Source organism: Mesorhizobium sp. M0195 (assembly GCF_040322115.1).
In the GTDB taxonomy this organism is placed as follows: Bacteria; Pseudomonadota; Alphaproteobacteria; order Rhizobiales; family Rhizobiaceae; genus Mesorhizobium.
Window position 1 is genome coordinate 26,284 of record NZ_JAMYSV010000002.1, and the last position, 21,618, is coordinate 47,901.

The following is a 21,618-nucleotide window of genomic DNA, read 5'->3' on the forward strand; positions in this document are numbered from 1 at the left end:
CCGTTTTTTGCGGCTGCAAATTGGCTGCTGGTCAGAGAAGCCGCGGGGCGGGCGTTTTCATGCGCTTGAGAATCATCGGATCGGCGGCCGGCGGCGGCTTTCCGCAATGGAACTGCAATTATCGTCTGAGCCGTGCGGCTCGCACCGGGGTGGCTGGCGTGCATTCACGAACCCAATCGAGTGTCGCCGCGTCGGCGGATGGACTCGGCTGGGTTCTGTTCAACGCCTCGCCCGACATTCGCCAGCAGATCGCGGCAACGCCTGAATTGCAGCCCGCGCACGATGCGCCGCTGCGCTCGACACCTATTCGCGCGGTGGTGCTGACCAATGCCGATGTCGATCATGTGGCCGGCCTGCTCAGCCTGCGTGAGCGGCAGCCTTTCGCTATCTATGCAACGACACAGGTTCTGGCGACGCTGAAGGCGAATTCGATTTTCAATGTCCTCGATCCGGCGCTCGTGCCGCGACGCATCTTGCCGCCGGCGCAAGAACTGTCGATCTGCGACGCAGACGGCCACGACACCGGGGTGGCTGTCGAGAGTTTTCCCGTGCCCGGGAAGATAGCCCTCTATCTCGAAGAAAGAGGCCAGCCGGATGCCAATTTCAGCTCCGATGCCGGCGACACGATCGGCGTCCGTATCGCCGGTGCCGGCAGTCGCGGCTCCGTCTTCTACATCCCCGGCTGCGCCCGCATCGATGCGACCCTGCGCACGCGTCTAGCCGATGCCGCATGCCTTCTGTTCGACGGCACGGTCTTCACCGACGACGAGATGATTGCTGCCGGCGTCGGCCAAAAGACCGGTGCGCGCATGGGGCATCTGGCAATGTCGGGAGACGCAGGGTCGATCGCCGGCTTGGCCGATGTGAGGATTGGCCGCCGTGTCTTCGTCCACATCAACAACACCAATCCTGTTCTGGACGAGAATTCTGCCGAGCATGCAGCAGTCGAAGCGGCTGGCTGGGAAGTGGCCTGCGACGGGATGGAGATGGACCTTTGAGTGATTTCCACGACGCAGCCAGCAACGGCCTGTCCTCAAGCGAGCTCGAAGCCGTGCTGCGGCAGGTCGGTGCCGAGCGCTATCACAACCGCCATCCTTTCCATTACAGGATGACCAGCGGTGCGCTGTCGAGGACCGAGATGCAGGCTTGGGCGCTGAACCGCTATTGCTATCAGGCTGTCATTCCGCGCAAGGACGCCATGATCCTCGCTCATGCCGAGGATGCGGCGTTTCGCGCCGCCTGGCGCAAACGCATCGAGGATCATGACGGCGAGGACGGCTGGAGCGGCGGTATTGCGCGCTGGTTGCACCTGGCGACCTCGCTCGGTCTCGATGCCGACGCGGTGAAGAGCGAGAGGCTGGCCCTGCCGGCGACACGTTTTGCGGTTGGCGCTTACCTCTCCTTTTGCACGAACCGGACCCTGCTGGAGGCGGTCGCGTCGTCGCTGACCGAGATGTTCTCGCCGCTCATCATCGGCGAGCGGGTATCCGCGATGCTGGCCAGATACGATTACATCACCGAGGACACGCTGGCCTATTTCACCCGACGGCCCGAACAGGCCTCGCGCGACGCCGACTTCGCCCTCGCCTATGTGCTCGAACATGCCGCCACGGCGGAGCGCCAGCAGCAGGCGATCGATGCACTGGTGTTCAAATGCGATATACTCTGGGCCATGCTCGACGCGCTTCAACACGCCTATGGCGAGCCGGGCAATATCCCGCCCGGCGCCTTCCGTCCGGAGGCAGCCCAATGATGGCACTGCGCGAAAGAGCCATGGTGTCGCTGCAGTCGGTTCCATCGCTGCCGAAGCACGTGCGCATACAGTATGACCCCGTGCGCCAGGCGTTCGCCGTGCTTTCGCCCGAAAAGGTGTTCTGGCCAAACGACATCAGCCTCGACATATTGCGCCGCTGCGATGGGCGGTCCACGGTCGGCGACATCATTGCCGGCCTTGCCGCAGATTATGATGCCGAACAGGAGGCTGTGGCGGCCGATGTCGTCGCCTTCCTGCAGGAATGGTCGGACAAGCTGCTGGTGAAGCTATGAGCGAGCCCCCTCTCCCCCCGATCGGCATGCTGGCGGAACTGACGCATCGCTGCCCGCTGCAATGCCCCTATTGCTCCAATCCGCTCGAATTGCTGAAGGCCAATCGCGAACTCGACACGCAGAGCTGGCTCGACTTGTTCTCGCAGGCGGCCGACCTTGGCGTTCTCCAGGTGCATCTGTCCGGCGGTGAACCGACGCTGCGTCGCGATCTCGAGCAATTGATCGCCGGGCTTTCGGCGCGCGGCGTCTACACCAACCTGATCACCGCCGGTGTCGGCATTGCGGATGGCCGCATCGAGGCATTTGCCGAAGCCGGGCTCGACCATCTGCAACTGAGCTTTCAAGGTGCGCGGCCGGCGACCACCGAGCGCATCGGCAATCACAGGGGCAGCCACGAAAAGAAGCTGGAAACGGCACGCCGCGCTCGCGCGGCCGGCTTGCCGCTTACCATCAACGCGCCGATCCATCGCCACAATATCGAGGAGGTACCGGAATTCATCGATCTGGCCCTTTCGCTGGGTGCGGAGCGTCTCGAGATCGCCAACGTGCAGTACGCCGGCTGGGCGCTGACCAATCGCGATCAACTGATGCCCGAGCGTGCTGCCGTCGACCGCCAGGCGGAGATCGTCGCGGCGGCGCGCGAACGGCTCACCGGCATCATGAACATAGATTTCGTCACGCCGGATTATTTCGCCATCTATCCCAAGCCGTGCATGGGCGGCTGGGCGCGCGACGCCTTCATGGTGACGCCCGACGGCACCGTACTGCCATGCCATGCCGCCCAGACCATCCCGTCGCTCAGTTTCGAGCGTTTTGGAACACGCAGCCTGGCCGCGATCTGGACCGATTCCCCGGCATTTAATGCCTTTCGAGGCACGGACTGGATGCAGGAGCCCTGCCGCAACTGTGAGCGGCGCGAGATCGACTGGGGCGGCTGCCGCTGCCAGGCGATGGCAATCGCCGGCGATGCCTCCGCGACGGACCCGGCTTGCGCGAAATCACCGATCCATGCGCGCATGGCAATGCTGATCGACGAGGCCCAGCGCGCTGCGACGGTTCCTTCGAAGGACGAACCATTCGTCTACCGGCGCATCGGCGTCGTCACCGAGCCCGCCTGACTGCCGACCTATTCCTACGGCCTACCCTCGTGAAAGCCGTTCGGCATGCCACGTCATATGGTCATGCATGAATGTCGAAATGAAAAAATAGGAGTGATCGTATTCGTCCTGCATCCGCAATTTCAACGGAATGCCTGCCTTGGAGCAGGCGTCTTCGAGCAGCCAAGGCCTGAGGCCCTCCTGGAGGAAACCGTCTGACGTTCCCTGATCGACCAGGAATTCCGGGAAACGGTGTCCATCCTCGATGAGCGAAGTGGCATCGTAGCGCCGCCACGAGGCCTCATCCAGGCCGAGATATTTTTCGAAAGCCGGCTTCGACCAGCCGGCTGTGCTTGGCTGCACGATCGGCGCAAAGGCCGAGCAACTTCTGAAACGCGCGGGATTGTTCAGTGCGATCGTCAGCGCGCCATGCCCGCCCATCGAATGGCCGAAGATCGACTGGCGCGCCATATCGGCGGGAAATTCGCGCCCGATTACGGCTGGCAGCTCCTCGACGATATAGGAATACATGCGATAGTTCTTGGCATAGGGCTCTTGCGTCGCGTCGAGGTAGAAACCGGCGCCGCTGCCGAACTGCCAATTGTCCCTTTCATCCGGAATGTCGGCACCACGCGGGCTGGTGTCGGGACAGACAACGATCAAGCCAAGTTCGGCGGCAATACGTCTGTATTCGCCTTTTTCCATTACATTCGCATGCGTGCAGGTGAGTCCGGAGAGGTACCACACCACGGGGCAACGCCTTTCCCGCGCCTGCGGAGGCACGAAAATGGCAAACGTCATTTCGCACGAGCAGCTCGTCGAGAGATGAGAGTAAACGTGCTGGGCACCGCCATGCGACTTGGCAGTCGAGACGAGTTTCAGGTGCTCTGGCATATATGCTTCTCCGCCAATTTTTTTGACCGCCGACCGTAGCCTCTACGACATCGTGGGCGATCGCGGCAACCTTGGTGGGCTGGCTGGCGCGCAGGGCTCTTGATCGGAGCCGGGATGGCCAACACTGCCCAGTACCTCAGCAATGATTCCGGGAGGACGAGCTCTGCGCAAATGCACCGTGGCTTTCAGCGGCGACAGCAGGTTCGACGCGGCTATGGCGGACGAGCACGCACGCGTCATCGCGTGGGTTCGCAGCATGCGTGACCAGGGACCGAGCAAGAAAGTGTTGCGGGTGATAGTTACCTCCTAATAGGAGGGCTCCTAAGCACGACACCAACTTTCCGACTCTTAGCCACCCTGTGAGCCGACGGCTATTTCCGACCGTCGAAAGCCACGGACAGGCCCAGGGCAGTCGCTGCCTCGACGATCGCCTCGGTCAGCTCTTCGTCGGATGCGACCAGATAAGGGGCGGCTTGCCGTGCTGCGTTTAATGTCGCTGTGATCGAGATAGTGTCACCACGATCCTCCCTATTGAGGACTGCGGCGATTGCCTGCTCTACTACCGGACTGACCCTCTGCACCTTACTCATCCAACCCTCCCCATAGCTGCCCATAGTGATGGTACTCTATCCGTGGTTGTGTTCCAAATCGATGTACGAAAACGTACACACTCGATCGGCTGGACCGCTACGGCCAGACATCTCTAATTTCGACGGCATTCGGGATCGACCAAGCCTGGCTAGCGGCCTCGACCGGTTTCTCAGCAGATGGCTAGCGCGCTGCAGAGCCATGTCAAATTGCCAGGTACGTACGCGAGCCCGGTCCAGGAGCTCGGCTCGGCCCACGGGCGCCCCCTGCGCTGGGCGAAGATGTCGCCTAGAAATAGCCGAGGATGGATTTTACCTCGAGATACTCCAACATGCCCTCGATCCCATATTCGCGTCCGTTTCCAGACTGCTTGAAACCGCCAAACGGGGCGTGCGGATCCCAGGCCGGGTAGTTGAGATGCACCTGACCGGAGCGGATCCGCGAGGCCACGTCCCTGACGGCGTCCACATCCTGGCCCTGCACATGAGCCCCCAGACCGTAGACCGTATCATTGGCGATGGTGACGGCCTCCTCGACTGTGTCGTAGGGGATGATGCAGAGAACTGGCCCGAAGACCTCGTCCTGGGCAATGCGCATGGTCGTGCGCACGTCGGAAAAGATGGTCGGCCTCACATAGAACCCGACGCTCAGATCGTGCGCACGGCCCGGTCCGCCGGTGAGGAGCCTGGCGCCCTCAGAAATGCCGACGCCGATCATGGTTTGGATGCGGTCGAATTGGGCACGGTTTGCGATTGCACCATGAGTAGTGGCTTCGCAAAGAGGATCGCCAATGACAATCTGGGCTGCGGCCCTTTTGGCGATTGCCTCGATCTCGGAGAGCCGCGGGCGTGGCACGATCATGCGCGTCGGGGCACTGCATGACTGGCCGAGATTGCGGAAGGCGGCGGCTACGCCCAGAGAAACGGCGCGATCGAGATCTGCGTCCGGAAGGATCACGTTCGGCGACTTGCCGCCCAGCTCCTGCGCGACACGCTTGACAGTCGTCGCTGCCGCCTGGGCCACCGCAATGCCCGCGCGGGTGGACCCGGTAATGGAGATCATGTCGACATCCGCATGGGAGGCGAGACCCATACCCACGCCTGGACCATCACCTTGCAGGAGGTTGAAAACCCCGGCAGGGAAGCCGGCTTCCTCGATTGCCTCGGTGAATAGCAGGGCGTCCAAGGGAGAAAGCTCACTCGGCTTCAGCACGATCGTGCAGCCTGCAGCGAGCGCCGGCGAAACCTTGGCGGTGATCTGGTAAAGTGGCCAGTTCCACGGCGTGATCAGGGCGCAGACACCGATCGGTTCGTGGGTGACGGCGGTTTGCCCCCGTTGCTTGACGAAGCGAAAGTCTGTCAGCACATCGCGAGCGACCTTAACATGCGTGATCGCCAGCGGCACTTGGGCGCTGCGCGCATAGCCGATCGCCGCGCCCATTTCGAGGCTCAGGCATTGAGCCAGCAGTTCGCCGCGCGCCTCGAGCAGCGCTTGCAGGCGATCGAGCAGACCCGCGCGGTCTTCTGGCGTGGTCCGACTCCAGGTGGCGAATGCCCGGCGGGCCGCTGCAACGGCCGCGTCAACGTCCTTGCCATTTCCAAGCGGAAACTGGCTCACAACCTCTTCTGTGGCGGGATCGACGACGACGCCCGTCGCGGTGCCGCTCGGCTCAACCCATTGACCGTCGATGAAGAACTTGTCCAGGTGGCCGTTGCGGGCCAGGTGTTCGAGAGGCGTCATCACCCTACAAGGTCCTTCATGCGGTAATAGGCGCCGACAATCGGCAGGAACCAGGGGCGCCCGAAATAACCGGGGATCGCTGGCCAGTCGAAATCCTTCCAGGGATTGAGCTCGGGGCGCCCGTCCATGACGTCGCCCATGATGGTGCCCATCAACGTCGACATCTGGGTCCCGTGTCCGCTATAGCCCATCGAGTAATAGACGCCATCGCGCTCTCCGGCGCGCGGCAGGCGATCGCGGGTCATATCAACCATGCCGCCCCAGCAGTAGTCGATGCGGGTGCCGGCCAGTTCCGGAAAGACCTCGACCATCGCCGCCTTGAGTATCCGGCCGCTTTTTTCGTCGGATTGAGGGTTGGACACGGCAAAGCGCGCCCTCCCGCCGAACAGAAGGCGATTGTCCGGCGTGAGCCGCCAGTAGACAACGAGATTGCGCGTGTCGACGACATTGCGACGGGTCGGCATGAGGCGCTCGAGTTGCGAAGGCGACAGCGGCTCGGTCACGATCAGAAATGCGCCGACCGGGATCATGCGCCGGCGGATCCAGCCGAGTGGGCCAACCTGGGAAATGCCGCTTGCCAACAGGACCTGCCGCGCGACGATCTTGCCCTTTGGCGTCGTTACCTCATGCCCGCCTGAAACCTTTCGCATCGCAGTGACGGGCGAGCGTTCATGGACCTCTGCGCCACGCCGGGCAGCGGCGGTCGCGAGGCCCCGGACGAACCGGCCGACATGCATGGCCGCGCTCTTGGGAAAGAGCAGCCCGCCATGGTAGCGGTTGGTACCGACTTCGGTTCGCAGGTCCTCGCGCGCGATCATCCTGGTGTCGGGATCGACATTGGCAGCCAGTAGTTCCTGGCTGCGCGCCAGCATGTCGTAGTGCTCGGGCTTGGCGGCAAGCTTGAGCTTGCCCACGCGGGAGAAGCTGCAGTCGATCTTCTCTTCCTGCACCAACCGCTCGACCATATCGACGCCGGCGTCGAAAGCCTTGTAGAGCGCATTTGCGGCAGGCTTGCCGTGCTTGCCAGCCATCATTGCATAGTTCTGGGCAAAGCCGTTGTTGCACATGCCGCCATTGCGGCCGGACGCGGCATTGCCGATCGTTTCGGCCTCCAACAGGGCAACCCGGGCGCCCTTTTTGGCAAGGGCCAGCGCGGCGGAGGAGCCGGTCAAGCCGCCGCCCACAATCGCCACGTCGTAGTGGCCTTCGAGCGGTTTGGACGACCCTTCATTGAACGGCTGAGACGTATCCAGCCAGTAAGAGGTAAACTTCATTTTCTTGACCACCGGTGTTGATTTGAGTGGGGCGACATCCGAGCCTAGTCGCGCGCCTACCAGCCGCGCATCCGCTCCCAACGTGCTTCAATCTTGGGGCTGGCCCCGTTGACGACGCTGTAGAAATCATGCTGGGCGGCCGTCGCACACGCATGGTTGGGCAGAATCCGGACCCGAGTCCCGAGCGGCAGCTCGGGCATGGACTTTCCAGAACCGGCACGAATGGCGAGGATACCGTGTTCCTGGCTGGCCTGGGCCACGATCACATCTTCAAGCACCCGCCCCTTTTCGTCGCAGACCACGCCGTAATCCTGGTCGATCTGCTGGTTTGCGGTTCCCCGGTCGCGCGAAAGCGCCATCCATCCAGCGTCAACCAGCACCCATCCCTTTTCCGGCTTGGACCCGATCACCGTGGCCAATACGGAAATCGCGATGTCGTCGAGTTCGCACACCCCAACGCCGTGCTGGACCAGGTCGAAGAACATGTAAACGCCGGCGCGCAGCTCCGTGACCCCCTCAAGATTGCTGGCGAAATGCGCTGTCGGCGTCGAGCCGACGCTGACGATCGGGCAGGCATGGCCATGGGCGCGCAGGATTTCAGCGGCGCGCACCGTGGCTGAACGCTCGTTCTCGCCTGCCTTGACCAGCGCATCCGGCGTGTTCAAGCCATAGGATTCGCCTGCATGGGCGAGAACGCCGACGAGTTTGGCACTGGCCGCGACGACACTGGCGGCCACGTCGAGCAACTTCGGGTCGTCCGGCCTCAAGCCACCGCGATGGTCATCGCAGTCCAGTTCGATGAAAACGGATGGGGTCATACCGGTGGCTACGCGGACGCTGGCCAGGGCATCGGCCTGCTCGACCGAATCGAGCAACAGCTTCACATCAGCGCCGGTGCGTCGACAAAGCTCCATGGCGCGCTTGGCCGAGGCCGGCGAGATGCCGACCGCGTAGGTCATGTCTCGAAAGCCATGGCCCGCGAAATACTCCGCCTCTGCGATGGTCGAGACCGTGATCGGTCCGGGTTCGCGGTGAAACGCGTATCGGGCGACATCGATGCTCTTGGCCGTCTTCATATGCGGGCGCAGCACCACGCCAAGCTTCCTGGCGCGCTCAGCCAAGCGCTGAATGTTGCGTCCGAGCCGGCCACGGTCGAGAAGCAGCGCCGGCGTGACCAAGGCGCCGATCGTCCTAGCCGTCTCGCTCACCGCCAGGCTTGCCGCCATCTTATTCATAGTCTCGTTTCCTAAGTGAACGACTGGTTTGCCAACGCATACATATGGGCCGGCCCCTCTGCGACGGGTCGTTGTCCTTTGACCATGGCGGTCGCAGTGCCGGACCGCTGCAGGCCAAGGCTCGCAAGCCAGCCGCCCAATCCATCCTCGGCATAGACGTCGATGCGAACGAATTGATTGTGAAGCTTCGAAAGCTGGGCCAGGATCAGAAGCCGCGCGTCGTGGTCGCTCTCGGCTGCACAAGGGCCGACGACATAGCCGCGGCCAAACCTCCTGGCGACAGCGTAGCCTGCAATCCGTCCCCTGCGCTCGATGACCAATGCGTTGCCCACATCGGCGAGCGCAGCCACCATCGCCAGCCGGGGCATGCCCGTGGCCCGTTCGTCGAAGGCCTGGATCGCCGCTAGGTCAGAGGCTGTCGCTTGACGGATGTCGTCGCTGGTACTCCGCGTCACGGCGACAGCCAGCGAGCCCTGGTGCTGGAGCACCGTGCCCCAGGCAGTGAAGCCGCGTCGCTTGTAGAGCGCCAGCCCCTCTTCGGTTGAGTTGAGCAGCAGGTTGCGACCGTGTGTCGCCTCGAGCAACCCATCAAAGAGCCGGGCCCCGTTGCCACCGCCTTGTGCGGAGCCAGTAACTATGATCATCCCGACCGAGGCATAGGACTGTCCGTAATTCCAGGACATGGCCGTGCCAATCACCTCTCCTGCCCGCTCAAGGACCAGGCCATTGCCGACCATCAGGGCAAATTCCCAATCCTCCTGACGGTAGGGCCAGGCCATCTCCTGCGACAGCTTCAGTGCGCCCGGCACATGGCGGGTTTCCAATTTCATCAGCTCGATCGGGGCGCTGACGATATCTCTGTCATGCTCAAAGGCCATAAGGTGCAACGCTGTCAGTTGATCCAGAGTCGGATTGACGCCGGATCTGAGGGTCGCGCCCGGCGGACAGATTTCGCTGCTGTTTTGCCCCTTCAAATCAGCGGTATTATTCGTTTTATGCAGTTCCTCGGCATGCCAAATCGTGCAAATCGGGCGAGGAATACCTGGCACCTTGAATCGCCGCTTCGTGGTTGCCCGATCGGCGATGCCTAGGAGGAATTTTGGATGATCTACATCAGCGAAGAGAGTCAGCCGCCCTCGTCACGCATGAACTTGCTTTCGAGGCGGCGCGCGAGGCTCTCGTGGCGGCAGCATCGCGGCAGAGCTGGGTCTTTCCGGCTGTTCTCGGGCGCACACAGGAGGTGACCAATACCTTCTCAATCAAATCCGGTTCGTCGGGCGAGCTGACCGGCGTGAAAATTGGCTCCTTCTGGTCGGGCAACCCGGCACGTGGCCTTCCCCGCCACAACTCGACCATCGTGCTGCTCGATCAGCATACAGGTCGGCTCGGTGCCGTAGTCGAGGCCGGGAAGGTCAACGCCTACAGGACGGCCGCCGCCGACGCGGTTGCGGCCGATCTTCTTGCGCGCAAGCAAGCCAAGGTTCTGGCGATCTTCGGGGCCGGCAACCAGGCGAGTTTCGAAGTGATGGCGCTGGCACGCATCCGCCCAATCGAAACATTGCTGGTCGTGGCCCGGCCTTCGCCGCGGCGCGACGCTTTTGTCGATCAGATCGGCGAAAGGGGACTGAAGGCGCGCGCTGCCTTGCCGGAAGAAGCCGTGCGCACGGCCGACATCGTGGTGACGGCGACACCCGCACGCGAACCGCTGTTCGATGCCGCTTGGGTGGGACCCGGAACCCATATCGTCAGCATCGGGTCGGATGCTCCGGGCAAACGCGAATTGCCGAGCGAATTATTTCCCAAGGCACGTCTGTTTTGTGATCTGCTTTCCCAGTCCGTCCAGATCGGCGAGTTCCAACACGTGCGCGACGAAATCGATGCCGGCGTGCTTGCGGTAACACCAATCGGCGACGTTATTGAAAGGCGTGCGCTCGGACGCCGCTTCGACAATGAGATCACCGTCTTCGACAGTTCCGGCATCTCCCTGCAAGACCTCTACATGGCCGACGCGCTGATCCGCGCAAAGGCGTCCCACCGGTGATCAGTTTTCGCACCAACGCCCCAGTCCCGACAGATTTTTCGACACGGCAACAAGGTGGCCGCGCGCGATCCTGCAGTCGTATCAGCGGCAGGCGCGCCAAAGGGGTGCCCCGCATGAACCACGGATCGCCCCCGATGTCGGCGACTAGCGTCTGGCGCGCCAGAAGGCGAGACGGTCCTGCAACCGATAGCCCTGGATAATCGCCGGCATGAACCACGGATTGCCACGATAGAGCGGGACGGCCGAAGGCGGTCGAAAGTCGAACGCAGTGCGCGACTGCTCGCCATGCCCCATCAACTTGTGGGCCGCACGCATGCCAATCCATGGCGCCCAGACCACGCCCGAACCGCAGAAGCCAGTTGCATAGACCACGCCGTCCGTCTCGAAGATGCGCGGCAGCATGTCTCGGTTCATCGCCACATTGCCGAACCAGCAATGCGAAAGGCGCACGTTCTCCAACTCCGGGAAAAGGTTCACCAGGCCCTTGCGAAGGAGAAGTTTCGGCGCTGCCGGATCGCCGACGCGGGAACTGTCACGGCCCCCCAGCAGGATACGTTTTCCGTCGGGCGAGGGACGATAATAGAAACCGAGTTGCCGGTTCTCGGTGATCGTCATCAGCTTCGGCATCAGTTGCGCCATGACATCGGGCGCAAGTTCCTCGGTGACGATGATCCGGCTGCGGACCGGAACCAGGCGGCGGCGCAGGAAGGGAGCAGCGCCGTCGGTATAGCCGTTGGTACAGACCAGAACCTGCCGTGCGTCCACCGTCCCCGCCGAAGTCGCGACGCGGAACCCCGAACCGTTCCTCTCGATCGACTTGACCACTGTATGCGAATGGACCGTCAACCCGGATGCGAGCGCCACCCGCAGGAGCTCAGCATGGAATTTTGCGGGGTGCAGCCCGCCAATGTCCATCCGAACGGTTCCGCCGCGGTAGAAATCAGTGCCGATATAATTTCGCTGCTCGGCATGCGGAACCGCGTAGGACTCGATCCCCAGTTTCTTCGCCAGCGTCTCGGCGCCGCGCGCCATCTTCTCATACTGTTCATATCCGAAAGCGCCCTTGAATTGGCCAACCAGTCGGAAGTCGCAGTCGAGCCCTTCGGTCTTGATGAAGTCGTAGAGGAATTCGCGTGCGACCTTTCCCTCGGCCTCGATCGCCATGGCTTTCTCTTCCCCGAAGCGCCGGGTGATCGTGGCATAGTCGGGCCGGATGCTCGCGCTCGTAATCCCGCCGTTGCGGGTGGAAGCACCCTCGCCCGGATTCATTGCGTCAAAAGCTGCGACCGAGCGTCCTTCGCGCGCCAGCACAAGCCCCGCCGAAAGACCGGCATAACCGGCGCCGACGATTGCCACGTCAAGCTTCTTTGCGAGGGGCTGCCGCGGCAGCGGCATGACGGGCGCTGCTTCCCACCAGTAGGGTGTGTTCTTGTCGGCGATATGAGGCTCTTGCACGGGGCTGACTTCTCGCTGGGGTGATCTACGGTCGGTGAAACTTCAGATGTGGTCGTCTCGGACGTCGAGCGCATCACGCAGCCCGTCACCGATGAAGTTGAAACTGGTTACCGCGATCGTGATTGCAGCTCCGGGAATGATTGCCAGCCAGGGTGCGCTGCCCAGATATTGCTGGGCGCCATTGAGCATGTTGCCCCAGCTGGGCAGTGGCGGCTGGATCCCGTAGCCGAGGAAACTGATGTAGGCTTCCATGAGAATGGCGCGCGCGACCGTCAAGGTGGAAGCAACGATAATCGGCCCCATGGCGTTGGGCAGTATCTCGCGGAACATGATGTGGGTGCCACTCAATCCCACCATTCGCCCGGCCAGGACGAACTCGCGTTCTCGTAACGAGCGGACTTCCGCTTCGACTATGCGGGCAACCTCCATCCAACTGGTGAGGGCGATAATGACGGTGATCATCACAGGACTGGGCTTCAGTGCGGCAGCCAGCGCCAGCAGCAGAAAGATCGATGGGAATGACAGGAAACCATCGACCGTGCGCATCAGCGTGGCCCCGACCCAGCCGCCGCGATAGCCGGCAATTACGCCGACCAGCGTGCCGATGAGCGTCGACAAAACCATGGCAAAGAAACCCACCAGCAGCGAGATTCGTCCCGCCATCAAAAGCCTTGCCGCCACGTCGCGGCCAAGCGGATCGGTACCTAGAAAGTGGTAGCCCGTCAGCGGAGGGGCAAAGCGGGCCCGCAGATCGATATACAGTGAGTCATAAGGCAGGAGATGGGGGCCGAGGACGCAAGCGAGGCTCAGGAAGATGATCATCGCCAACCCAAGCAGGGCCAAGCGATGACGCATGAAACGACGTGCCGCGCGCTTGTTACTCCATCGGCTTGGAGCTGCATTTGCGGTGAGAGCGGTCATATCGGCTGTCTCCTGTCGGGAAGTTGCGCGCTCACGCCAGGCGAATGCGCGGATCGACAATAGCGACGACAATGTCGGCGATCAGGTTTCCAAGCAGAACGAGGATGGCGGAGAACATCAGCAGCCCCATCACAACCGGATAGTCGCTGTAACCAAGGCTATCGAGGAACAACCGTCCCATTCCTGGCCAGGTAAAGACGGTTTCGGTCACGAGCGCGCCGGTGAGGACGCTGGGAAGCTGCATCCCGGCCAAGGTAATCATCGGCAAAAGTGCGTTGCCGACGACATGCTTCATCAGAATCCGGCGTTCACTCAACCCTTTGGCCCGGGCCGTCTTGACGAAGTCCTGGCTAATGGCGTCGAGAGTCGCCGTCCGCATGTAGCGGCTCCAGATCGCGACATGGACCAGCGACAGCACGATACTTGGCAGGATCAGATGGTGGAGATAGCCCAGGATCGAGGCATCGCCGATCTCGGACATATTGCCCGCGGGCAGCCAGCCCAGCTTCAGGGAAAAGACGTAGATGCCGACGAGTCCGAACCAGAAGGTGGGGACCGACAATGCGACCATGGCCCCGACGGTTGCGACATAGTCGAACAGCGAGTAGCGGCGCGTGGCGCCTCGGATTCCAATCCAGGCGCCAATGGAGATTGCAATCACGGTTGAGGAACCCATCAGCAGCAGCGTGGCAAAGAGATGGCTGCCGATGACCTCCAAGACCGGCGCTCCGTCGCGGAAGGAGTGACCCCAGTCGCCCCGCAGCAGCCGCCATGCCCAGTCCAGATATTGGATCCATATAGGGCGATCGAGGCCCAGCAGCCCCTTGAGACGCTCGATATCCTGCTGGGTCATTCCGGGATCAAGCCCGAATTGGGCCAGCGGGCCGCCGGGAAGGAGGTTCAGAATGCCGAAGCCGATGATCGAAACGATCACAAGCAGCACCAGGCTCTGCAAGAGGCGATTGAGCAGGAAGCCGCGCATTCGAGTCCCTCCATTGTGGGTTGATGATTTTAGTCTGTTGCCGCCGCCGCGGCGGAATCGGGCTGGGCGGCGGCAACTGCGTCTAGGCCTTCCACTTCCAGGCGGCGGCATTCCACGACGCGGTGCGGGTGTTGGCGTTGGGCTCGAAGCCGTCCAGCCCCTTCTTGCGCCCGAGGACGATTGTGTACGCGAACAGCGGCAGGAAGGGCAGATCGTGGCGCACGACTTCCTGCACACGATTATAGATCGCGCGCCGTTCTTCCGGATCGAAGCTGCGAGCACCCTTTTCGAGCAGGGCATCGACCTCAGGATTGGAATATTGCCCGGTGTTCGAACCGTGTCCGCCTTGAGCGGCGATTGCCTTCGTATGGAGCCGGTTTGTGGCGTCGGGGTCCGCGGCAATCAGATAGGTGACGCCCACCATGGCGGTGTCGAATTGCGATTTCAGCCAGAACTCGCCCCACATGACTGCAGCCGGCAAATTCGAGATCGTCATCTCGACGCCGATCTCGGCAAACGTCTGCTGCAGGAACTGCTGCGTCTGCTCCCGCAGGTTGTTGCCGGAAGTTGTCGAGTTGGAGAAGGACAGTCGCACCCCATCCTTGGCGCGGATTCCATCCGGTCCCGGCACCCACCCGGCCTCATCGAGGATTTGGCGCGCCCGGTCCAGATTGAACTCCTGAACCGGCAGGTTCGGGTCATAGTAGTAGGACTCCTTCGGCATGAAGGTCTCGGTGAGGGTACCCACGCCGTAATAGATCGTGTCGACAATCGCCTTCCTGTCCAACGCGGCGTAGAGCGCCTGGCGCACTGCCAGGTCCTTGAACTGCGGGCGGCCCAAATTGAGGTAGATCGACTCCAGGGATGCCCCTGTCTCCAGTGTCACCACGCGGTCCGGTAGTTCGCGGGCTTCAGTATAATGGTCGGCGGTGATGAACGACTGATCGACCAGGTCCACGTCGCCGCTCTTGAACTGAGTGTAGAGCACGGTCATGTCGGGGATGTATTTGAAGATGAGCTGCTCGACATAGGGACCTTCGCCGGCGTACTCAGGATTGGCGACGAGCTCGATATGATCGCCCGCAACACGCTGGCCCCATTTGAATGCTCCGGTGCCGACCGGCGCCTGATTGAACGCGGCTGTGTTCGGATCGGCTTCTTTCCCCAGAATGTGCTTCGGCACGATGAAGGTTTCGGCCAAGAACGAAAGATAGGGCGCGAAGGCCTCCTTCATCCGCCATGTGATCTCGGTGGGCGAAACCACTGTGATGTCCTGCACGAGCGAATGGCCGCTCGTGCGCCAAGCCCGAAACTTCGGGTTCGTGATGAGCTCAAGGGTGAATTTCACGTCTTCGGCCGTGAAGGGCTCACCGTCGTGCCAGCGGGCATTGTCACGCAACCGGACGCGCCAGTTGAGACCGTCCTCCGAAATGCCGCCGTTCTTTTGGCTTGGCACCTCGGCCGCGAGGTTTGGATGTAGGCCGCCTTGGGGATCCATGCGGACCAGCGCGTCGAAAACCGAGAAATGGATCGCGTCATCGACTTCGATATGCGCCATCAGCGGATTGAACACGGTCGGCTCTTGGGAGAGGCCGACGACGACGCGCCCGGCCGGCCCTGCAGGAGGGGTCTTGGCGAAGGCGGGCTTGCCCAACAGATTGGGCGCGATGAGGCCTGCAGCCCCACCTATCGCCATCAGTCGCAGCGCTTCGCGCCTCGAGTAGTTGGACGTAGTCGATGAATTTTTGGTCATGGTAGTTCCTCTCTTGTTATTTCTTATGCGTTTGCTGCTACTGGACCGGCATTGCCCGGCCGCTCTCCTGGAATCGCCGCTACCAGTTGGCGCGTGTAGGCTGCTTGCGGGTTCAGGAATATTTGTGAGGGCGGTCCGCGCTCGACGATCCGGCCCGTCTGCATCACTGCGATTTCGTCGCAGATCTGGCTGGCGACGCGCAGGTCGTGCGTGATGAAGACCATCGACACGCCCGTCTCGCGCTGGATCTTGTCCAGAAGCTGCAGGATCTGCGCCTGGATCGACACGTCGAGTGCGGAGACCGCCTCGTCGGCAATCAACAGCTTCGGCTTGAACATCAGCGCACGAGCGATGCCGATGCGCTGGCGTTGCCCACCCGAGAACTCGTGCGGGTAGCGGCCAAAAGCGCCGGCATCGAGACCGACATGGGCCAGAAGCGCACGCGCTTCATCGCGCGCTTGGACATAAGGCATCCCGTGCGCCAGCGGGCCTACCGTCATGATGTGACCGACCGTCGAGCGTGGGTTCAGAGAAGCGAAGGGATCCTGGAAGATCATCTGGATCCGCGGTCGAAGCGGGCGGAACTTCGCTTCGGAAAGCTTGGCTATGTCACAGCCCTCAAACAAGATCCCGCCGCCGTCACTGTCCAGCAGCTTGATCAGCAGCCGGCCCAGCGACGATTTCCCCGAACCGCTCTCGCCTACGACCCCAAGCGTGCGGCCGGGCGCCAGTTCGAACGAAACCTCGTTGACCGCTGTCACAGTCCGTTGCGCGCCGAACAGCGCGCTGCCACCGCGATAGGTCTTCACCAGACCCTCAACCTTCAGGATCGGCTCCTTGCTGGCAGCGTCCGGACGGGGGCGATCTTCGCCGGTCAAATGCGGTACGGCTGCAATCAGGCGCTGGGTATAAGGGTGCTTGGGCGACTTCAACACCTGCTCGGCGCTGCCTTGTTCGACGACATGACCCTTTTCCATCACCACGACGCTGTCGGCGATCTCGGCCACCACGCCGAAATCGTGGGTGATGAACATCACGCTCATGCCCTTGCGCCGCTGAATGTCACGGATCAGTTGCAGGATCTGAGCCTGGGTGGTGACGTCGAGCGCGGTGGTCGGCTCATCCGCAATCAGCACCGTCGGCTCGAGCGCCAAGGCCATGGCGATCATGACGCGCTGCCGCTGCCCGCCCGAAAGCCGGAACGGGTACTGGTAATACATGAGTTCGGGATCTGGCAGGCCTACTTCAGTGAGCAGTTCGATTGCGCGGCTTCGACAGGTTTGTGGCGTGCCGAAGCCGTGCGCGGCCATGACCTCGTCAATCTGCGCGCCCACCGTCATCAGGGGATTGAGCGCCGAGAGCGGGTCCTGAAAGATCATCGACACGACCCGTCCACGCAGGTTGCGCAGCTTGTCTGGCGACATGCCAACGATGTTCATCCCCTCCAGCTGGATGACACCCGATGAGAGGCGGATCACTTTTGGCAGAAGCCCCATGATCGCGTTCGCCGTGACCGACTTACCCGATCCGGACTCGCCTATGATGCAGAGGATCTGGCCGCGTTTCAGATCGAAGGAAATGTCCTTGACAGCATGGGTCCGTTCCATGCCTTGCGGCAAATTCACTGTGAGGTCGCGCACGGAAAGCGCCACATCGTGGGGGGCTACAGCCTGGATGCTTGCGATCATCGAGATCACCTCCCCTTTCAACCGAGCGCGTCCACCCTGTTGCGGACCGCTTCATCGCCCTTTGAGCAGAAGCGCCTCACCCTAGCGGCCGTAGTCCGGCGTTCTCGGCGCTTCGCGCGCTGAGGCTGCGAGAGACGGGTTCTGCTCATCCTAGCGGCTCCCTTATGAAATCCGATCCGTGTACCGGACTCTGTTCCCTTTTTCTTGGAGAACTCTCCGAAGGAGCAAGCCTTGCCTGTCGAATGTCCTCTGGAGCCTGCCTGCCAAAAGGAAGGGTTGCTCCGTTCTTGCAGCCAGTCTGACTGTTCTGTTTCCGCAGAGTCTTCGAAACTTGGCCCTCGCGCGGCAGGAACTTCTGAAAAGAACATCCAGTTCGGCATTTCACTCTGTTCCCGTTTCGGCGCGGAAACCGGGATCAGGCAACCATATCCTTTATTCGGCAATACGTGGCCATGAGGGATAGGACCAAAGATTTCCGGTGTACATCGACACCATTTGCGGGCCATGGCGCCCAAACGGATTGGTGACCGTGCGGCCCATCGCAATGTCGGCCAAGGCGCTGCCGATCAAGGTCGACGACTGCGCCGTATGCCGCCCATGCCGCAGATGACGCGACTGCATGAAATGTACTCCAGCTTGCCCACGCAGCGAGCTCTTAGCGCAATAATTGCCTGTCCTGGGGGCTGCTAAACGCAGGAAATTCCGTCCAGGCACAAACTCCGCAGTCTGCCTCTGCGGGCGGCAGGTTAGGATGGTTCAAATTACCGGAGTCCCATCCATGCCCGCGCCGCTCATGCACATCGACTGCAGCCCTTCCCTCCCTCGCGAGGCGGACGTCGTCGTCATCGGCGGCGGGGTGGTGGGCGTGTTCAGCGCTTACTATCTGGCGCGCCGCGGCCTCAAGGTCGCCCTGGTCGAGAAGGGGCGTATCGCGGCCGAGCAGTCCAGCCGCAACTGGGGTTGGTGCCGCCAGCAGAACCGCGATGCGCGTGAGCTGCCGATGGCGACCAAGAGCCTCGACCTCTGGGAGAAGGTAGCACAGGAGACCGGCCAAGACACCGGCTTTCGCCGCTGCGGGCTCCTCTATCTCTCACAAGACGAAAATGAGCTGGCAGGCTGGGCGAAGTGGCGCGATTTTGCGAGAACGGTCGGCGTCACCACGCACATGCTGAGCGCGGAAGAAGCCACCGAACGGGGCAGAGCGACGCGCCGCAAATGGAAAGGTGGCGTGTTCTCGCCAACCGACGGAACGGCGGACCCTTCCAAGGCAGTGCCGGTTGCAGCGCGCGGCATCATGGCGGCGGGAGGCACCGTACATCAGCACTGCGCGGCGCGCGGGCTGGAATTGAGCGCCGGCCGGGTGAGCGCTGTCGTGACCGAAGCGGGTAGCATCCGGACAAAGACCGTGGTCATGGCCGGGGGCGCGTGGGCGTCTTCCTTCTGCAACCAGCTCGGTGTGCGTTTTCCGCAAGCTGCCGTGCGTCAGTCCATTCTGGCCGTGGCGCCAGGCGCAAACGGTCTGCCAGATGCCCTGCATACCGCTCGCATCTCTCTGACGCGGCGCAGCAACGGTGGATACACGCTGGCGATCAGCGGGCGGGCGCGTGTCGATCCAACGCCGCAACAGTTCAGGTTCAGCCGCGAGTTTGTACCTATGTTCGCCCGCCGCTGGCGCAATCTCGCCCCGGGCGCCTTCGAGGGCTGGCGTCAGGGCCACGAAAGCCTGCGCAAATGGACCCTCGACGACATCACGCCAATGGAACGGAACCGGATTCTCGACCCGAAGCCCGACATGGGGCAGATTCGGCTGACATATCGGAGAGCCTGCGAATTGATCCCCGAACTCCAACGGGTGGCGATCTCCGATGTGTGGGCGGGTTATATCGACAGTACACCCGACGGCATTCCCGCAGTCGGCGAAGTGGAGGGGATTCCGGGCTTCATCCTGGCGGCGGGATTCAGCGGTCACGGCTTCGGGATTGGCCCCGGTGCGGGGCATATGATCGCCGACATCATCGCAGGCAGCGAGCCTATTGTCGATCCGCGTCCTTATAGGCCCGAGCGTCTGAAGACCGCTGCGTGGGGCAAGGTCGCTGAATTCTGAGAAGACCGTCTTGCCAAGGTACAATCGGTCGCACACGAGATTGAGGCACGATGCGGCCAGCACCAAAAACAGGGAACTGACGATGCGCGAATATGAGATTGCCGCCATTCCTGCCGACGGGATCGGGCCAGAGGTCATTGCCGCAGGTCTCCAGGCGCTTGAGGCGCTGCAGCAACGCTGCGGCGACTTCAAGCTGCGCGTCCAGCACTTCGACTGGGGCTCGGATTACTACAAGGCCCATGGTCGGATGATGCCCGAAGATGGCGTGGCGCAACTGAAGCGCTTCGACGCCATCTTCTTTGGCGCGGTAGGCGCTCCCGACTTGCCCGACAATATCACGCTCTGGGGCCTCCGGCTGCCGATTTGCCAAGGCTTTGATCAATACGCGAACGTGCGGCCAACAAGAATATTGCCCGGGATTGTTTCGCCTCTGGCGGGTGTTGGCCCTGGCGATCTGGATTGGGTGATCGTGCGGGAGAATTCCGAGGGCGAGTATTCGGGCCACGGCGGCCGCGCCCATCGCGGCCTCCCCGAGGAGGTCGGAACCGAGGTCGCGATCTTCACGCGCGTCGGCGTCACCCGCATCATGCGCTATGCATTCCGGCTGGCGCAGTCACGGCCGCGAAAGCTCCTGACCGTGGTTACGAAATCCAACGCTCAGCGTCACGGGATGGTAATGTGGGACGAAATCGCAGCCGAGGTGGCGCAAGAGTTCCCTGACGTCGCGTGGGACAAGATGCTAGTCGATGCTATGACAGTGCGTATGACGTTGAAACCTCGGAGCCTCGATACGATCGTCGCCACCAATCTTCACGCCGACATATTGTCGGACCTTGCAGGCGCGCTCGCGGGCAGTCTCGGCGTTGCACCGACCGCCAACATTGATCCCGAGCGTCGCTATCCCTCGATGTTCGAGCCAATTCACGGCTCGGCATTCGACATCGCCGGCAAGGGTATTGCCAACCCGGTCGCCACCTTCTGGACCGCTGCCCAGATGCTCGAACATCTGGGCGAGAGCGCAGCGGCCGTGCGGTTGATGAGCGCTGTGGAAACGGTGACGAGTGAAGGCGTGCTGACGCCGGACGTGGGAGGGACAGCGACCACGCAGGAAGTGACGGACGCCGTCTGCCGAGCGATCCGCGGTTCGAACATGTGACAGGTTTCCAATGAAGCTCGACAAGATCGACATCAAGATCTTATCCCAACTGCAAAAGAACGGGCGAGTCACGAATGTCGAGCTTGCCGACCTTGTCAACCTTTCGCCGAGCCCTTGCCTGATGCGGGTGAAGAAGCTTCAGGCGGAAGGCTTCATCACCGGCTATTCCGCCCAGATCGATGTGTCCAAGCTCGGACAGACTCTAACGATCTTCACCGAAGTCACGCTCAAGCACCATCAACAGAACGACTTCGCGAGATTTCTCACCGCAATTCAGAAAGTCGATTCGGTCATCGAATGCCATCTGGTTTCAGGCGGTTACGACTATCTTGTGAAGTTCGTCACAGCGGGCATCAGCGAGTACCAGACGATAATGGAGCGCATGATCGAATTGGATATCGGAATCGACAAATATTTCAGCTTCGTCGTGCTGAAGTCACCGATCGTGAAATCCCATTTGCCTCTCGACATCATTTTCGACAAATGAGAATGCAGCTCCGCAGTCTCGGATCTGGAGAGCCGCGCGCCAGCGCTCCTTCTTGCTGTTTTCGCTGCGCTTGTGCAACGGCAAGAGATTCCACATACCGGCAACTTGCTTTGCACTTGGCAGACGGCGGCATCACCTGAGGATTGCTTCGGGGCGC

General features: G+C 61.9%; 20 protein-coding genes. 8 read left to right on the plus strand and 12 right to left on the minus strand.

The features are described 5' to 3' along the window. Nucleotides 1–59: 59 nt before the first annotated feature. The 4 genes from pqqB to pqqE are packed head-to-tail and all read left to right on the plus strand — an operon-like array spanning nt 60 to nt 3,164. A complete protein-coding gene (gene pqqB, locus NKJ12_RS04975; RefSeq protein ID WP_352701450.1) occupies nt 60–998 on the plus strand; it encodes a pyrroloquinoline quinone biosynthesis protein PqqB in 939 nt (312 codons plus the stop codon). Continuing rightward, nucleotides 995–1,753 (plus strand): pyrroloquinoline-quinone synthase PqqC, encoded by a 759-nt coding sequence (gene pqqC, locus NKJ12_RS04980; protein ID WP_352701451.1) that lies wholly within the window; start codon nt 995–997, stop codon nt 1,751–1,753. The genes pqqB and pqqC overlap by 4 nt, the downstream gene beginning before the upstream one ends. Further along, a complete protein-coding gene (gene pqqD / locus NKJ12_RS04985) occupies nt 1,750–2,046 on the plus strand; it encodes a pyrroloquinoline quinone biosynthesis peptide chaperone PqqD (protein WP_352701452.1) in 297 nt (98 codons plus the stop codon). Before pqqC ends, pqqD begins: the two co-directional genes overlap by 4 nt. Beyond that, entirely contained in the window at nt 2,043–3,164 is a 1,122-nt protein-coding gene (pqqE, locus tag NKJ12_RS04990) for a pyrroloquinoline quinone biosynthesis protein PqqE (protein ID WP_352701454.1), read from the plus strand. The genes pqqD and pqqE overlap by 4 nt, the downstream gene beginning before the upstream one ends. A 21-nt stretch (nt 3,165–3,185) precedes the next feature. Here pqqE and fghA read toward each other — a convergent pair whose 3' ends face one another. From fghA to NKJ12_RS05020, 6 genes are all read right to left on the minus strand, one after another. Continuing rightward, nucleotides 3,186–4,037, minus strand: coding sequence for an S-formylglutathione hydrolase (gene fghA / locus NKJ12_RS04995; protein WP_352701455.1), 852 nt, complete (start codon nt 4,035–4,037; stop codon nt 3,186–3,188). 371 nt (nt 4,038–4,408) lie between these two features. After that, on the minus strand, nt 4,409–4,627 hold the full coding sequence (locus tag NKJ12_RS05000; RefSeq protein ID WP_352701456.1) for a hypothetical protein: 219 nt from the start codon (nt 4,625–4,627) through the stop codon (nt 4,409–4,411). A 286-nt stretch (nt 4,628–4,913) separates the two neighbouring features. Further along, a complete protein-coding gene (locus tag NKJ12_RS05005) occupies nt 4,914–6,368 on the minus strand; it encodes an aldehyde dehydrogenase family protein (protein ID WP_352701457.1) in 1,455 nt (484 codons plus the stop codon). Continuing rightward, on the minus strand, nt 6,365–7,639 hold the full coding sequence (locus NKJ12_RS05010; RefSeq protein WP_352701458.1) for an NAD(P)/FAD-dependent oxidoreductase: 1,275 nt from the start codon (nt 7,637–7,639) through the stop codon (nt 6,365–6,367). The genes NKJ12_RS05005 and NKJ12_RS05010 overlap by 4 nt, the downstream gene beginning before the upstream one ends. 56 nt (nt 7,640–7,695) lie before the next feature. Next, complete coding sequence (locus NKJ12_RS05015) at nt 7,696–8,874, minus strand: alanine racemase (protein WP_352701459.1); 1,179 nt, start codon at nt 8,872–8,874, stop codon at nt 7,696–7,698. A gap of 11 nt (nt 8,875–8,885) precedes the next feature. After that, nucleotides 8,886–9,923, minus strand: a complete 1,038-nt coding sequence (locus NKJ12_RS05020) for a GNAT family N-acetyltransferase (RefSeq protein WP_352701460.1) — start codon at nt 9,921–9,923, stop codon at nt 8,886–8,888. A gap of 50 nt (nt 9,924–9,973) precedes the next feature. Between NKJ12_RS05020 and NKJ12_RS05025 the strand changes: the two genes are divergently transcribed. Next, complete coding sequence (locus NKJ12_RS05025) at nt 9,974–10,915, plus strand: ornithine cyclodeaminase family protein (RefSeq protein ID WP_352701461.1); 942 nt, start codon at nt 9,974–9,976, stop codon at nt 10,913–10,915. Between the two features lie 144 nt (nt 10,916–11,059). On the opposite strand, the gene NKJ12_RS05030 is transcribed toward NKJ12_RS05025, so the two are convergent. The 6 genes from NKJ12_RS05030 to NKJ12_RS05055 all read right to left on the minus strand — a co-directional run bounded on the left by NKJ12_RS05030 (nt 11,060) and on the right by NKJ12_RS05055 (nt 18,335). Continuing rightward, nucleotides 11,060–12,310, minus strand: coding sequence for an NAD(P)/FAD-dependent oxidoreductase (locus NKJ12_RS05030; RefSeq protein WP_502905697.1), 1,251 nt, complete (start codon nt 12,308–12,310; stop codon nt 11,060–11,062). Between the two features lie 102 nt (nt 12,311–12,412). Further along, nucleotides 12,413–13,291, minus strand: a complete 879-nt coding sequence (locus NKJ12_RS05035; RefSeq protein WP_352701463.1) for an ABC transporter permease — start codon at nt 13,289–13,291, stop codon at nt 12,413–12,415. Nucleotides 13,292–13,322: 31 nt separating this feature from the next. Then, nucleotides 13,323–14,273: an ABC transporter permease gene (locus tag NKJ12_RS05040; RefSeq protein WP_352701464.1), complete on the minus strand. Its 951-nt coding sequence runs from the start codon at nt 14,271–14,273 to the stop codon at nt 13,323–13,325. Between the two features lie 82 nt (nt 14,274–14,355). After that, entirely contained in the window at nt 14,356–16,026 is a 1,671-nt protein-coding gene (locus tag NKJ12_RS05045) for a peptide ABC transporter substrate-binding protein (protein WP_352478671.1), read from the minus strand. Nucleotides 16,027–16,049: 23 nt separating this feature from the next. After that, on the minus strand, nt 16,050–17,714 hold the full coding sequence (locus NKJ12_RS05050; RefSeq protein WP_352701465.1) for an ABC transporter ATP-binding protein: 1,665 nt from the start codon (nt 17,712–17,714) through the stop codon (nt 16,050–16,052). 432 nt (nt 17,715–18,146) lie between these two features. Further along, nucleotides 18,147–18,335 carry a hypothetical protein gene (locus tag NKJ12_RS05055; RefSeq protein WP_352507723.1) on the minus strand — a complete coding sequence of 63 codons (189 nt, stop codon included), beginning with the start codon at nt 18,333–18,335 and terminating at the stop codon, nt 18,147–18,149. 157 nt (nt 18,336–18,492) lie between these two features. On the opposite strand from NKJ12_RS05055, the gene NKJ12_RS05060 reads away from it, so the two are divergent. The 3 genes from NKJ12_RS05060 to NKJ12_RS05070 all read left to right on the plus strand — a co-directional run bounded on the left by NKJ12_RS05060 (nt 18,493) and on the right by NKJ12_RS05070 (nt 21,461). After that, nucleotides 18,493–19,818, plus strand: coding sequence for an NAD(P)/FAD-dependent oxidoreductase (locus tag NKJ12_RS05060; RefSeq protein WP_352507722.1), 1,326 nt, complete (start codon nt 18,493–18,495; stop codon nt 19,816–19,818). Between the two features lie 82 nt (nt 19,819–19,900). Continuing rightward, nucleotides 19,901–20,974 (plus strand): tartrate dehydrogenase, encoded by a 1,074-nt coding sequence (locus NKJ12_RS05065; RefSeq protein ID WP_352507721.1) that lies wholly within the window; start codon nt 19,901–19,903, stop codon nt 20,972–20,974. A gap of 10 nt (nt 20,975–20,984) precedes the next feature. Beyond that, nucleotides 20,985–21,461, plus strand: a complete 477-nt coding sequence (locus NKJ12_RS05070) for an Lrp/AsnC family transcriptional regulator (RefSeq protein ID WP_023718597.1) — start codon at nt 20,985–20,987, stop codon at nt 21,459–21,461. Nucleotides 21,462–21,618 lie beyond the last annotated feature (157 nt).